This window comes from Enterobacter sp. CPE_E1241 (genome assembly GCF_045618265.1).
Lineage (GTDB): Bacteria > Pseudomonadota > Gammaproteobacteria > Enterobacterales > Enterobacteriaceae > Enterobacter > Enterobacter adelaidei.
On the sequence record NZ_JBIWYV010000001.1, the window covers coordinates 4,718,833 to 4,732,711 of the forward strand.

At 54.7% G+C, this 13,879-nt stretch carries 11 protein-coding genes and 4 tRNA genes; 5 read left to right on the forward strand and 10 right to left on the reverse strand.

Features of this window, described 5'->3' with window-relative positions; translation table 11 throughout:
* Positions 1-204 precede the first annotated feature (204 nt).
* The 5 genes from hemC (at position 205) to ACJ9Y9_RS23085 (ending at position 5,679) form a co-directional block, all read left to right on the forward strand.
* Positions 205-1,146, forward strand: coding sequence for a hydroxymethylbilane synthase (gene hemC / locus ACJ9Y9_RS23065; RefSeq protein WP_032666885.1), 942 nt, complete (start codon positions 205-207; stop codon positions 1,144-1,146).
* On the forward strand, positions 1,143-1,883 hold the full coding sequence (hemD, locus tag ACJ9Y9_RS23070) for a uroporphyrinogen-III synthase (RefSeq protein ID WP_028018195.1): 741 nt from the start codon (positions 1,143-1,145) through the stop codon (positions 1,881-1,883). Before hemC ends, hemD begins: the two co-directional genes overlap by 4 nt.
* Before the next feature lie 20 nt (positions 1,884-1,903).
* Positions 1,904-3,094 carry a uroporphyrinogen-III C-methyltransferase gene (gene hemX, locus ACJ9Y9_RS23075; RefSeq protein ID WP_028018196.1) on the forward strand — a complete coding sequence of 397 codons (1,191 nt, stop codon included), beginning with the start codon at positions 1,904-1,906 and terminating at the stop codon, positions 3,092-3,094.
* A gap of 2 nt (positions 3,095-3,096) precedes the next feature.
* Entirely contained in the window at positions 3,097-4,296 is a 1,200-nt protein-coding gene (gene hemY, locus ACJ9Y9_RS23080; RefSeq protein ID WP_028018197.1) for a protoheme IX biogenesis protein HemY, read from the forward strand.
* Between the two features lie 171 nt (positions 4,297-4,467).
* The gene (locus ACJ9Y9_RS23085) at positions 4,468-5,679 is read left to right on the forward strand and encodes a hypothetical protein (protein WP_028018198.1); all 1,212 of its coding nucleotides are present in this window, start codon (positions 4,468-4,470) and stop codon (positions 5,677-5,679) included.
* A 505-nt stretch (positions 5,680-6,184) separates the two neighbouring features.
* Here the strand turns inward: ACJ9Y9_RS23085 and ACJ9Y9_RS23090 are convergent.
* The 10 genes from ACJ9Y9_RS23090 to rffA form a co-directional block, all read right to left on the reverse strand.
* Positions 6,185-6,261 (reverse strand) — tRNA-Pro (locus tag ACJ9Y9_RS23090).
* 45 nt (positions 6,262-6,306) lie between these two features.
* Positions 6,307-6,392, reverse strand: a tRNA-Leu gene (locus ACJ9Y9_RS23095).
* Between the two features lie 21 nt (positions 6,393-6,413).
* Positions 6,414-6,489 (reverse strand) — tRNA-His (locus ACJ9Y9_RS23100).
* A gap of 67 nt (positions 6,490-6,556) precedes the next feature.
* Positions 6,557-6,633 (reverse strand) — tRNA-Arg (locus tag ACJ9Y9_RS23105).
* Positions 6,634-6,735: 102 nt separating this feature from the next.
* Complete coding sequence (locus ACJ9Y9_RS23110; protein WP_028018199.1) at positions 6,736-8,121, reverse strand: amino acid permease; 1,386 nt, start codon at positions 8,119-8,121, stop codon at positions 6,736-6,738.
* 197 nt (positions 8,122-8,318) lie between these two features.
* Positions 8,319-9,059, reverse strand: coding sequence for a lipopolysaccharide N-acetylmannosaminouronosyltransferase (wecG, locus tag ACJ9Y9_RS23115; RefSeq protein ID WP_028018200.1), 741 nt, complete (start codon positions 9,057-9,059; stop codon positions 8,319-8,321).
* Between the two features lie 12 nt (positions 9,060-9,071).
* Positions 9,072-10,424: an ECA oligosaccharide polymerase gene (gene wzyE, locus ACJ9Y9_RS23120; RefSeq protein ID WP_028018201.1), complete on the reverse strand. Its 1,353-nt coding sequence runs from the start codon at positions 10,422-10,424 to the stop codon at positions 9,072-9,074.
* Positions 10,421-11,500 carry a TDP-N-acetylfucosamine:lipid II N-acetylfucosaminyltransferase gene (locus tag ACJ9Y9_RS23125; protein ID WP_028018202.1) on the reverse strand — a complete coding sequence of 360 codons (1,080 nt, stop codon included), beginning with the start codon at positions 11,498-11,500 and terminating at the stop codon, positions 10,421-10,423. The genes wzyE and ACJ9Y9_RS23125 overlap by 4 nt, the downstream gene beginning before the upstream one ends.
* Complete coding sequence (gene wzxE / locus ACJ9Y9_RS23130; protein ID WP_028018203.1) at positions 11,497-12,747, reverse strand: lipid III flippase WzxE; 1,251 nt, start codon at positions 12,745-12,747, stop codon at positions 11,497-11,499. Before wzxE ends, ACJ9Y9_RS23125 begins: the two co-directional genes overlap by 4 nt.
* Before the next feature lies 1 nt (position 12,748).
* Entirely contained in the window at positions 12,749-13,879 is a 1,131-nt protein-coding gene (gene rffA / locus ACJ9Y9_RS23135) for a dTDP-4-amino-4,6-dideoxygalactose transaminase (protein ID WP_028018204.1), read from the reverse strand.

The following is a 13,879-nucleotide window of genomic DNA, read 5'->3' on the forward strand; positions in this document are numbered from 1 at the left end:
TCAATTTAACACCTTGCCGATTGACCGTAAAGAAAGATGCGCTACATACAAGTGTAGCACCGTTCTGTACGTGTAAATTCCTGAATACGGCTATGGCTGACGAATACGCCGCCTTGTCCCTCTCACTCTTCATCAACCGTAAAACTGCCATCCCAGAGTCAACAATGTTAGGATGGTTAGCGATTGATAATGACGGTAACAAGCATGTTAGACAATGTTTTGAGAATTGCCACACGCCAAAGCCCTCTTGCGCTCTGGCAGGCACATTATGTGAAGCAGCGCCTTGAAGCCTGCCACATTGGATTGCGCGTCGAGCTGGTGCCGATGGTCACGCGTGGTGATGTGATCCTTGATACGCCGCTGGCGAAAGTGGGCGGCAAAGGCCTGTTTGTCAAAGAACTGGAACTGGCATTGCTTGAGAACCGCGCTGATATTGCCGTACATTCGATGAAAGACGTGCCCGTCGAGTTTCCGGAAGGGCTGGGTCTGGTGACGATCTGCGAGCGCGAAGACCCGCGTGACGCGTTTGTCTCTAACCACTATGACTCGCTTGATGCGCTGCCTGAGGGCAGTGTGGTTGGCACGTCCAGTTTACGCCGTCAGTGTCAGTTGGCAGAGCGTCGTCCGGACCTGATCATTCGCTCGCTGCGCGGTAACGTCGGCACGCGTCTGAGCAAACTGGATAACGGCGATTACGATGCCATTATTCTTGCGGTGGCGGGTCTGAAGCGTCTGGGGCTGGAGTCGCGCATTCGCGTGGCGTTGCCGCCGGAGCTGTCGCTGCCGGCCGTGGGCCAGGGTGCCGTCGGCATTGAGTGCCGTCTGGACGATGCGCGTACCCGCGCACTCCTTGCCCCTCTGAACCATGACGAGACCGCTATTCGCGTAAAAGCCGAACGTGCGATGAATACCCGCCTCGAAGGGGGATGCCAGGTACCGATTGGCAGCTATGCTGAATTAACAGATGGCGAACTGTGGCTGCGCGCGCTGGTGGGCGCCCCGGACGGTTCGCAGATGGTGCGCGGCGAACGTCGCGGTAAAGCGCAAGATGCCGAGCTGCTTGGCGTGTCGCTGGCTGAAGAGCTGCTGGATAACGGCGCCCGCGAGATTCTGGCTGACGTTTATAATGGAGAGCCCCCTGCATGAGTATTCTCGTCACCCGCCCTTCTCCCGCAGGAGAGCAGTTAGTGAGCCGTCTGCGCGCACTGGGGCAGGTGGCCTGGAGTTTTCCGCTCATTGAATTCTCCCCCGGTCGGGAGCTCTCTGCGCTCGCCGACCAGATGAATACCCTTCAGGAAGGCGATCTGCTGTTCGCGCTGTCGCAACATGCCGTGGAATATGCCCACGCACAGCTGCAACAGCAAGGTCTGACCTGGCCAACCGCCCCCCGCTATTTCGCGATTGGCCGCTCGACGGCGCTGGCTTTACATACCATCAGCGGTGCGAATGTGCGTTACCCGTTAGATCGGGAAATCAGCGAAGTCTTGCTACAATTACCTGAATTACAAACTATTGCCGGCAAGCGTGCGCTGATTTTACGCGGTAACGGCGGACGTGAACTGTTGGGTGAAACGCTGCTGGAGCGTGGAGCTGATGTCACGTTCGTTGAGTGTTATCAGCGCTGTGCAAAACACTACGATGGCGCGGAAGAGGCGATGCGCTGGCACGCGCGAGGCATCAATACGCTGGTGGTGACCAGCGGCGAAATGTTACAACAGCTTTGGGCACTGATACCGCTTCGGTATCGCGAAAACTGGTTACTCCGCTGTCGACTTCTGGTCGTCAGTGAGCGTCTGGCGAACAAGGCCCGGGAACTGGGCTGGCAGGATATTCGGATCGCTGATAACGCCGACAACGATGCGCTGCTGCGCGCATTACAATAACTCTCAAATGGGAAGCCATAATGACGGAACACGATAAATCCTCCGCCGTGGTTGAAGAGACCAGGGAGACTGTGGACGCGACGCCACAGCCAGAGACGAAAGAGAACATCGCTGAGAAGAAAAACGGCAGCAACAAAAAAAGCCTCGCGCTGAGCGCGATTGCCATCGCTATTGCGCTGGCGGCCGGCGTTGGCCTGTACGGTTTGGTGAAACAACAGAGTGCTAACCAGACGGCCACCAGCGACGCACTGGTGAATCAGCTTACGGCTCTGCAAAAAGCGCAAGAGACACAGAAAACCGAACTGGAAGCGGTGATTAAACAGCAGGCAACCGCACTGGCCGATGCGAACAGTAAACAAGAAGAGTTGGCCAAACAGCTGGGCGACGTGCAGCAGAAAGTGGCGACGATCTCCGGCACCGATGCTAAAACCTGGCTGCTCTCCCAGGCTGACTTCCTGGTGAAACTCGCCGGGCGTAAGCTCTGGAGCGATCAGGATGTCACCACTGCCGCCGCACTGCTGAAAAGTGCCGATGCGAGCCTGGCGGACATGAACGATCCAAGCCTCATCACCGCACGTCGTGCGATCACCGAAGACATCGCCAGCCTCTCTGCCGTCTCACAGGTGGATTACGATGGCATTATCCTCAAAGTGAACCAGCTTTCGAATCAGATTGATAACCTGCAGCTGGCAGATAACAACGACGACGACTCCCCGATGGATTCCGATGGCACCGAGCTTTCCAGCTCCCTGAGCGAATGGCGTGTGAACCTGCAAAAAAGCTGGCAGAACTTTATGGACAGCTTTATCACTATCCGCCGTCGCGACGAAACCGCCGTTCCGCTGTTAGCGCCGAATCAGGATATTTATCTGCGCGAAAACATTCGTTCCCGCCTGCTGGTTGCCGCCCAGGCCGTGCCGCGTCATCAGGAAGAGACCTACAAACAGGCGCTGGATAACGTCTCTACGTGGGTACGCGCTTACTACAATACCGATGATGCGACGACCACCGCCTTCCTCGAAGACATTGATAAACTGAGCCAGCAGAACATCACCATGAACGTGCCAGATAAGCTGGAAAGCCAGCCGATTCTGGAGAAGCTGATGCAGACGCGAGTGCGTAATTTGCTGGCACAGCCAGGTGTACCGGCTGAGCAAACTGGCGGAGCCGCTCCTGCTCCTGCACCTGAAAGCGCGCCGCAAGGAGAGTAATGATGCTAAAAGTCCTCTTACTCTTCATCCTGCTGATCGCCGGGATCGTGCTGGGTCCAATGCTTGCCGGTCATCAGGGTTACGTCCTGATCCAGACCGATAACTACAACATCGAAACCAGCGTAACAGGTCTTGCGATCATTCTGATCCTCGGTGTGGTCGTGCTGTTTGCTGTCGAGTGGGTCCTGCGCCGTATTTTCCGCACCGGCGCGCATACGCGTGGCTGGTTCGTGGGTCGTAAGCGCCGCCGCGCCCGTAAGCAAACCGAACAGGCACTGCTGAAACTTGCGGAAGGTGACTATCAGCAGGTTGAAAAGCTGATGTCAAAAAACGCCGATCATGCCGAACAGCCAGTAGTGAACTATTTGCTGGCCGCGGAAGCCGCGCAACAGCGGGGTGACGAAGTCCGCGCTAATCAACACCTGGAACGTGCGTCTGAACTGGCGTCTAACGACCCGATTCCGGTGGAAATTACGCGTGTTCGTCTGCAACTGGCACGCAATGAAAATCACGCCGCACGTCACGGCATCGACCGCCTGCTGGAAATTGCGCCACGTCACCCGGAAGTTCTGCGTCTGGCTGAGCAGGCGTATATTCGGACCGGTGCATGGGGTTCACTGCTGGACATCATTCCATCAATGGCGAAGGCCGAAGTGGGTGATGATGAACATCGTGATGAGCTTCAGCGCCTGGCATGGATTGGCCTGATGGATCAGGCTCGCGCCGATTTGGGCAGCGACGGTCTGAAAACCTGGTGGAAGAATCAGAGCAGGAAAACGCGTCAGCAGATCCCACTGCAGGTGGCAATGGCAGAACATCTTATTGAATGTGACGATCATGACACCGCGCAGGAGATCCTTCTCGACGGTCTCAAACGCCAGTATGACGATCGGCTGGTGATGGTGATCCCACGCCTGAAAACCAACAATCCAGAACAAATTGAAAAAGTGCTGCGTCAGCAGATTAAAACCGTCGGTGACCGTCCGCTGCTGTGGAGCACGCTGGGTCAGTCGTTGATGAAGCATGGCGAATGGCAGGAAGCGAGCCTCGCCTTCCGCGCGGCACTGAAACAGCGTCCGGATGCGTTTGACTACGCATGGCTTGCCGATACGCTGGACAAACAGCATAAGCCCGAAGAGGCAGCCGCCATGCGACGTGATGGGTTGCTGTTGACGCTGCAAAACAACGGTACCCAGCAGTAAATAAACAGGAGGCCAGATGGCCTCCTTTTTTTATCGCCCATCTCCTGCTACATTCTTTGTACCCATATCTGCAAACGCACCCGCCAATGTAACGATGTCTTTTCATTAACCTTTTTCACACACGCGCACATTCTGCAGCGTGGACTAAATTGTTTTTGAAAGGAAATCTTCATGAACTCGCTTTTGTATGCGCTTATTGAAGCGCTGCGCGGCCACCGCTGGCTGCGCCTGCTTGCCTGTGCTTTTATCTTTACTTCGCTGGGAAATGGTTTAACCCAGGTTGTGGTCTTCGGTTTGCTGTTAGCGTGGTCAGCCTCGCCAGCACTGCTAACCCTCGCTTTTCTTTTCGCTACGGTACCAGGATTTGTCGGTAGCCTGATCGGTGAAAAGCTGTGCTCGAGCTATTCTCCAATATCTCTGCTGATACTGACCGAAGGACTGGGCTTGCTCGCCCTGCTCTTTCCCTTGTTTGGCGTGGGTTATCACAGCATTGCCGCTTTACTCGCCGTGCAATCCACCGAAGCGCTGCTCAGCGGGATGAGTTGGCCCGCGCTGACGTTGCTCTTTAAGCGCGGTCTCAGTGAAGCGGAGTTACCTGCGGCAACCTGTCTGGAAACTGTGATTTTTGCTTCTCAGGTGTTGTTAGGAACCGGACTGGGCGTAGTGCTGTTCCATAAGACATCCGTGTTTACACTGCTGGCTGTTGATGCCGCCAGCTTTCTCGGGTCACTGTTAATGCTATGGCTGGCTGAGCGCCAGTTTTCTGCACCATCACTCCCGCCCCCTGATGAAGAGAAAGCGCCTGCGGCGTTACGCTGGCGAGCGTTGACCAGTCGGCAAAAACGCAGCCTGCTCATCCTCCCAGCGCTGGCAGCCGTCGGTTCACCGGCGATGGCGCTCCTTCCGGCACTCGCGCAACAGATCCATCCTCAGAATGCGGCGGGTCTTGCGCTGCCTCTGCTTTTCGCGAGGAGTATGGGACAGCTTTGCGGCCCCATGCTGCTAAAAAGAGACAGCCTGGCGCACTTTGCTGCCCACACACCGCGAATCATCGTTTGTCTCGGTATCTTTCTGGCCGCTTATGGCATGCTTCCGTTTTTATCCGGAGGGCTGGCCTGTGCGCTGGGGATGATCTTTATCGCACATCTGGCTTCGAATGTTCTCTTTGCGGCTGGCACGTTTGCTGTTCTTAGTAGCTTTGATGACACGCAAACCGCTTCAGCCAGCGGTAAAGCCTGGCGCTGGCAAACGCTCAGCGCCTCTCTTTTCACCGGCATCGCAGCGATGGTGGCAACCGGGTTTGGCTCAGTGCAGGCACTCTATACCGTCTCGTCAGTGGCTCTACTGATCGTTGCTCTGATCATGTGCTTTTATCGGGAGTAAGACATAAAAAAACGCCTGCTATAAAAGCAGGCGTTAAAACAGGTCTATAAGACAACATATTTGGTGCTTCACTCAACGTTGTGTCCATGGTGTTTGATGAGGCCGAAGCGACATCTGTCAGTGGACGATAAGCACCGTAAATGGCTCTGCGTCATTCCTGAGTTTATGAGGCACTAAGGCGAACATAAGAGATGGAATGAGCATCTACACGCATATTATTGCACGTAACGTGCCAACATAACACTCCGAACTTTTACACCGCGCAACATTTTAAGATAAAAGGAAATTATGCTGTTAAGCACCCTCTGAGGCCCGACAATAATCCGGCAAACACAACAATATGTCTCCTGGAGGAGACAGTAAAATCAGCAAAGGATTTTTTTCTATTTTTTCAATGAATTGCATGTCGCTAAATCGCGACAATAAATGTAGGTGCTGTCGGGGGATTGCTACAGGATGAAAAGGAGCAGAAAACAAAAAACCCCGCCGAAGCGGGGTTCAAAATTGGTCGGCGAGAGAGGATTCGAACCTCCGACCCACTGGTCCCAAACCAGTTGCGCTACCAAGCTGCGCTACTCGCCGATGTACTGCTTTTTGAATTTTTAGTTCAATTCATTTAAAAAGTCGTGGTGCGAGGGGGGGGACTCGAACCCCCACATCCTAAGGACACTAACACCTGAAGCTAGCGCGTCTACCAATTCCGCCACCTTCGCAATTCACAACTCTTTCAATAATGGGGTGGCTAATGGGATTCGAACCCACGACAACTGGAATCACAATCCAGGGCTCTACCAACTGAGCTATAGCCACCACTGTATTCTTAACTCACGCGGTACTGACTACTTCTCAGACCACCGCAGCTCCAGCACCGGGTAAATGGTGCGCCCGACAGGATTCGAACCTGAGACCTCTGCCTCCGGAGGGCAGCGCTCTATCCAGCTGAGCTACGGGCGCTTAGCGCCGTTGCGGGGCTGGATATTACGTACCTCCGTCCCCGCTGTCTAGTGCTTTTTTGAAAAAAATGCGCGTTTGGTTATGGTTTGCACATTTTGCCGCTTATTCCTCCACTTTCTGCGTGGTGGCACGGCTACCCAGGCCAAAAAGCTTATACGCAGCAGTCACTGCCGCCAGGAAGATCACCCCGACAAACAGCGACATGCGGGTATCTTCATTAAAGTACATTCCAATTAATACGCAAACCAGGAACGCCATCGTTAAATAGTTCGCATACGGGAACAGAATTGAGCGGAACGGATGGCTTTCAATCGCCTTTTTATGCGCATGGCGGAAACGCAGCTGGCTTATCAGGATAACAAACCACGGCACCATGCCCGGCAGCACGCTGGCGCTATAGACGTAAACAAATACGCGCTGCGGGTTAGGAATGATGTAATTCAGACAAGAGCCAACCAGCAGTATCGCAATGGAGACCGCCACGCCCGCAACCGGAACGCCAGCACGTGAGACTTTACTCATCGCCGCAGGCAGCTGGTTATTCTTCGAGAGTGCATAAAGCATACGACCACAGCTGTACATTCCACTGTTACAGCCTGACAATGCCGCCGTCAGGACCACAAAGTTGATGATACCTGCCGCCGCCGTGATGCCAATTTTCGCGAAGGTTAAAACAAACGGGCTACCGGTCGTGCCAATTTCGTTCCACGGGAATATGGTCACGATGACGAAGATCGCGCCCACATAGAAAATCAGGATACGCCACAGCACCTTACCCACCGCACTACGCAGCGTGACTTGCGGGTTTTTCGCTTCACCGGCGGTAATGCCGATAAGCTCCACCCCCTGATACGAGGCCACAACGATACACAGCGCCGTCAGGAAGCCCTTCCAGCCGCCAGCGAAGAAGCCGCCGTTTTCAGTCAGGTTACCAAAGCCGATAGCGTGTCCGCCGTTGCCAAAGCCGAAGAAAATCACGCCCAGGCCAACGACAATCATCACGATAATCGTGGTGACTTTAATCATTGCGAACCAGAACTCAATTTCACCGTAAAGGCGCACGGCGGCCAGATTTGCCAGCGCCACCAACCCTACGGCAATGAGCGCGGGTATCCACTGAACCATGTCCGGGAACCAGAACTGGACGTAGACCCCTATCGCGGTGATCTCTGAGATGCCTACCGCCATCCACATAAACCAGTATGACCAGGCCGTCAGGTAGCCGAAGAACGGGCTCATATAGCGATGCGCGTAAACGGCGAAAGAACCGGTCACTGGCTCCAGGAAGAGCATTTCGCCCATCGAACGCATAATGAAGAAAACAAACAGCCCGGCGATAATATACGCCAGTAATACGGAAGGGCCTGCCCATTTGAGCGTACTTGCGGAGCCCATAAACAGGCCGACGCCGATAGTGCCGCCCAGCGCTATCAGTTCAATATGACGAGCTTCCAGCCCACGCTGTAGCTCCGGTTTTTTCTCTGCCATAGATCCTCGATTGTGTTTGCTGTTTCCCGACTTAAGACCGGGTATTGTTTTTTAGGGGTACTAAAATACGGAGCGAATGGTTTCTTAAAATCTGCCAAATGGCAAACGATGCATTAAAAAAATGAATGCATTGCACAGATTATCAGCAGTTTTGCAGGGGAGTTGCAGCGCGAATAGCATATCGCGCTGCATTTTGATTACATTTTCCCGGTGTAATGCCAGGCGAGGTAGCGAAGCAGGCGAATCTGTCGTTTAATGCGCGTCGGTTGCGATAGCAGGCGGTACAGCCACTCAAGGCCCAGATTTTGCCAGACCTTGGGCGCACGCTTAACGTGGCCAGTAAAGACGTCGTACGTGCCGCCGACGCCCATGTACAGGGCATCCGGGCAGACCAGACGGCAGTCACGCATCAGGATCTCCTGGCGCGGGGAACCCATCGCCACGGTGACAATTTTCGCCCCGCTGTCGCGAACGCGCGCAAACAGCGCCTGCCGATCTTCCGGTTTGAAGTACCCATCCTGGCTGCCGACAATATTAACATTCCATTGACGACGCAGTTTCTCCTCCGTCTGGACCAGTATCTCCGGCTTCCCGCCAATCAGGAACACGGGCGTGCCCTGCGCACCTGCGCGGGCCATAAGCTGCTCCCAGAGATCGGCACCCGCCACGCGGGAAACATTAGCGTCAGGATACTTTTTACGGATTGAGCGAACCACGCTGATACCGTCCGCGTATTTAAACTCAGCGGCTTCAATCAGACTTTTGACTTCCGCATTATCCTCAACTGCCAGCATTTTTTCCGCATTGATGGCCACCAGCGTCCCGGATTTCATTTGGCCGTCGGCAAAAAGAAAATCCAGTGCGTGCTGCATGTCGCGCCAGCCAATAAGCTGCAAACCACGTAGCGCATAGCGCGGTGCAGACGTTTTATCAGTCATTACTATCCTTACTCAGACTTGCGACAGCGTTGTGCTGCCCTGCGGCTCGCGCTTGTGCACAAGCCCTGCACTGTCAAACAGCCAGTACAACAATTTAGCCAGTAACAGGCAGACGCCGAAAATGACCATGAAGAACACCACGCGCGAAACGAATGAGTCCAGCCCTTCGCGCGCCAGAACGATCATATTGAAAATGGCACCAAAGCAGAAACTGTGCAAAATGGCCGCTTTATAGCGGTTGGTCTCTTCGTTACCACGCACGTAAAGCCAGTCGAACCACTTAATAATCAACCCTACGGCAACGGCCCCGGGCAGAATGAACCACGCCCCACCCATCACGACCAGAGAGCCAATCAGCGTTGGCGAGATGGCCAGTCCGGAATGGTTGTTCAGTACCTCCCAGGTAAAATAGTTCGCGGTATTGAGCACCACGCCAGGACGGTCCGGCCATAGCCAGGAAGGGATAAAGACGTAGAAGTCGCGAACGATTGGCGCCAGGCCCTGGAAATCAATCTTGTCGTAGTTTTGCAGAAGTAATGCCAGGTTTTCCCACGGCGAGAAGGTATCACGCGTCAGATAGAGGAACGTGTAAAACGCTTCATCACCCGCCACATTCATTCCGTAGCGCTTCAGTGCCAGCCAGAACATCCCCACAATGCCAAACACCCCAGCCGCCACCAGCATCCACAGCGAGATCCAACCGCGAATGATGCCGATAAACAGGAAGATGGCGAAGGCGATAATGATGTTCGCGCGCGTACCGCCCACAATCATGTAGGTCAGAATGCCGAACGCGACGGTGCTGACCAGGAAGAACAGCCACGCTTTGCTGTCCTGGCGCAGGAAGAAGATCACCAGCATTGCCGGGATGAAGAAGTAGAAGAAACGCTTAAGCGCCACGCCTGAGACTTCGGCCGAAAAAATCTGGCTGTAGGAGTGGAGCTTAAACAGCAGGAAGCCGTTATGCATGAAGAAAATGCCGACACTGACCAGGGCGATGGTCATTAGCATCACCCATGTCAGGTGGGTCTCCACCCTGTTCATGGTAAAAAGCGCCCGGCGTGGTGCGGTTGCCTGCGTTGAACGCAGCCGCGTTTTATAGGTGACGTAGTAAACTGCATAGAAACAGGTTGCAGCCAGAAGTGCCTGGAGCAAAATTTCTGGTGGCGCGACGCTCACGTCGAAGCGGAAGACCAGAATGCTGGTTAGCGGGAACCCGAAAAAGAACGTCAGCAAAAACAGTAACGAGAAGAACACGTTAAAGTTGAAACGCACGCGGCGGAATTCGAACCAGGTGAGCGTAGCGATAAACAGCGTGCTCAGGAGCCAAACGACCAGCAAACCGCTGAATTGCAACTGGCTCATGCTTTGTCTCCTGCAGCGATACGCAGCGCACGGTGCCACGGCGAGAGGTAATTCGGGCTAAAGAAGTCGATGGAATTTTTGTCCACCAGCGCCAGTTGTCGCTGTGCTTCCCGAACAACTTCTTCATTAAGCACATCGGTGGTAAACAGCACCGGCAGATTCTGCTCGACCATATCTTGCCAGAACGGATTATCGCGATTAAGTACACAGGGGATCCCGGCCTGAATCAGCAGACACAGTGTGCCAATCCCCTGCTGGCGGGCAAAGATAAAATACCCGAGATCGCATTTCCTCAGCAGCGCAAGGTACTCATCAAATTCCAGCTTATTATCGAGAATTTGCAAATTCCCGGCGCTGAATAACGCCAGCCCCTGTTGGCGAACCTCGTCGATATAGGCGTCGTTGTTGAGGGGGTAACCCATCGGGACAACCACATTGACGGTATCGCCAAATTGCTGATGAACAGCCCTGAGCGCGGCAGCATGTTCGTTGCTGCGATCGCCAGAGTTACCGACCAGAATCGTCAGTTTCCCCTCCCGTGGCGTGTCGGTCCCCATGGTGTTCAGCGCCGGGTTCATTCGGGTCGGGAAATAGAGCAATTCGCCGCGCACATAAGGATGCTGTTTCGCAAAATAATTCAGATCGCCACGGGTGGCAAAAACACAGCCCACGCGTCCCTGCGCCATGCGACGCAGCGGGTAGAAAAGCCGGAATTTCCAGCCGCGGGAAACCTCGTAAAGATCGGCCCCCCAGATATGCCAGCTGCACTGGGAGGGTTTAATTCCGCCGCTTAACAATGCCAGCCACAGTCCGGTATTAAACTGCCCGTGAAAGAAAAAACGTTGCTCACGATCCGCTTTGGCTTTGGCAACGACCGCCTTCGCCAGCGTGGACTTATCCGGCCAGAAGCGAATCTTCAGCGCCGGAAACGCCTCGCTCAGGCCCTTATCCTGACCTGCAACCATAAACTCACGCGCATCAGGATCGTCCGATGCCAGCTCATCGTTAAAGAACCGCAATACGGTCTGGTTATGGTGTGGGATATCCGATCCCAGGATGTGAATCAGTGCAGTCATGCGCGTTTACGCCAAAGTAAAAATACGCCGCAACAGGCAGCAAAATAAACGATATAGGTTGCCATGTAGGCCTGAGCCGCTCCCAGTGCCCCGTGTGCGGGGATCAGCCAGTGCGAGAACGCCGTCAGGAGCGTAAACTGGCTAATCTCAGCCAGGATATACAAACGCAGCGAGGCTTTCGCAATCACCAGATAGCCAAAAACGTAAGCCCCCACTTTCAGTACATCCCCCACCAGCTGCCAGGCAAAGAGATCGCGCATGGCGGTAAACTTCGCCGAGAAAAGCAGCCAGATGGCAACATCGCGCAATAACCAGACGGTAAAACTCGCAGCCGCAACAGCCGGCAACACAAAGCGCAGAGATCGAAAAATCTCACGGGTAATATCCTGTCTGGACGTCAGGCGCGATAAGGTTGGCAGTAAATAAACGCTAAAGGAAGCCGTTATAAACTGGAGGTAGGCGTCGGAAATGCTACTTACGCCCTGCCAGATACCGACCTCATCCCAGCTATAATGCGCCGCTAGCAGGTTTCGCATCATCACGTAGGCCACGGGTAGCGTGACGGAGGTGATGAGCGCCATCAGGGTAAATTTACCCAGCTGGCTGGCAAGAATCTTATCCCATTGAGGTTTCAGGTAGCTCAGAGGGATGACGCCACGACGCATCAGCATAAAGGCGGCAGGAACAACAACCAGCGCCGGGACGAGCGCCAGCCCCAGCAGTGCGCCTTCATACCCTCCAAGGCGATAGCAGAAGTAATAGGCAATAACGCCGATGACGCTCCCGAGAATTAACGCAAGGGCATTCCCGGCAGCATCACGAAAGCCTTTCATCAGCGCCAGCAGCAGGTTAGCCCAGGCAATCCCCATCTGAACCAGCGCAACCAGACGCACCAGCCCCTGGTAATGGGTGTGCCCAAACAACCCCTGGCTGATGGGCGCCGCCGCCAGCAGAAAGATAATCGCCATCAGGGTTGAAAACCCCGTGACCATCGCCGAGGAGGTGCCCACCACCCTGCGAAGCTGAGCCGCATCATCGTGATACTGCGCAACGTATTTGGTCACGCCGTTAAAGATGCCGGCACCGGCCAGCACCCCAAGAACGGTAACAAGCTGACGGAAATTACCCGCCAGCCCCACACCCGAGGGGCCAAATGAGACGGCCAGCAGCTTGACGACCAGCAGCCCGGCGCCAATTTTTACAAGCGTGGACGCGGCGGTCCACACCGATGCTTTTGCCAGGGACATATCAGCCGAAATAACTCAGAAGGGTATTAATCACCGTACGCTGGTTAACCGGCGCGAGGTTGTAGAACAGTGGCAGGCGAAGCAGACGCTCACTTTCTTTGGTAGTGTAACGGTCTTCACCTGAGAATACCCCAAACTCCTCGCCCGCCGGGCTGGAGTGCAGCGGAATGTAGTGGAACACCGCCATAATTTCGGCTTCTTTCAGCCAGGCAATAAGCTGGCTGCGATCGTCGTTATCGCGTAGCTTGATGTAGAACATATGCGCGTTGTGGACGCAATCTGCCGGAATGGTCGGTAGCTCAATACGCCCGGCTTTTGCCAGAGGTTCAAGCGCATCGTAATAGGTTTGCCACAGGGAGAGACGCTGAAGGTTGATGCGTTCCGCCGCTTCAAGCTGCGCCCACAGATAGGCCGCCTGCAGATCCGCCATCAGATAGCTTGAGCCAATATCGCGCCAGGTATATTTGTCGACCTGGCCACGGAAGAACTGGCTACGGTTGGTGCCTTTTTCGCGGATCACTTCCGCACGCTCCACCAGCGCCCGGTCGTTAATCAGCGTCGCACCGCCTTCTCCACCCGCGGTGTAGTTTTTGGTTTCGTGGAAACTAAAGCAGCCAATATGGCCGATCGTGCCCAGCGCGCGTCCCTTGTAGGTCGACATCACGCCCTGGGCGGCATCTTCCACCACGAACAGATTATGTTTTTTGGCGAGCGCCATGATGGTGTCCATTTCACAGGCCACACCCGCGTAGTGAACCGGCACGATCGCGCGCGTTTTGTCGGTGATAGCCGCTTCAATCAACGTCTCGTCAATGTTCATGGTATCCGGGCGGATATCCACAAAGACGATTTTCGCCCCGCGCAGGACAAACGCGTTCGCTGTGGAAACGAAGGTATAGCTCGGCATGATCACTTCATCGCCGGGCTGGATATCCAGCAGCAGCGCCGCCATTTCCAGAGATGCCGTACAGGACGGGGTCAGCAGCACTTTGGCACTGCGAAAACGCTGTTCCATCCACTGCTGACAGCGACGGGTAAAACCGCCGTCACCACAAAGTTTGCCGCTGCCCATGGCAGACTGCATATAGTCGAGTTCCGTTCCGACGACGGGTGGTGCGTTAAATGGAATCAT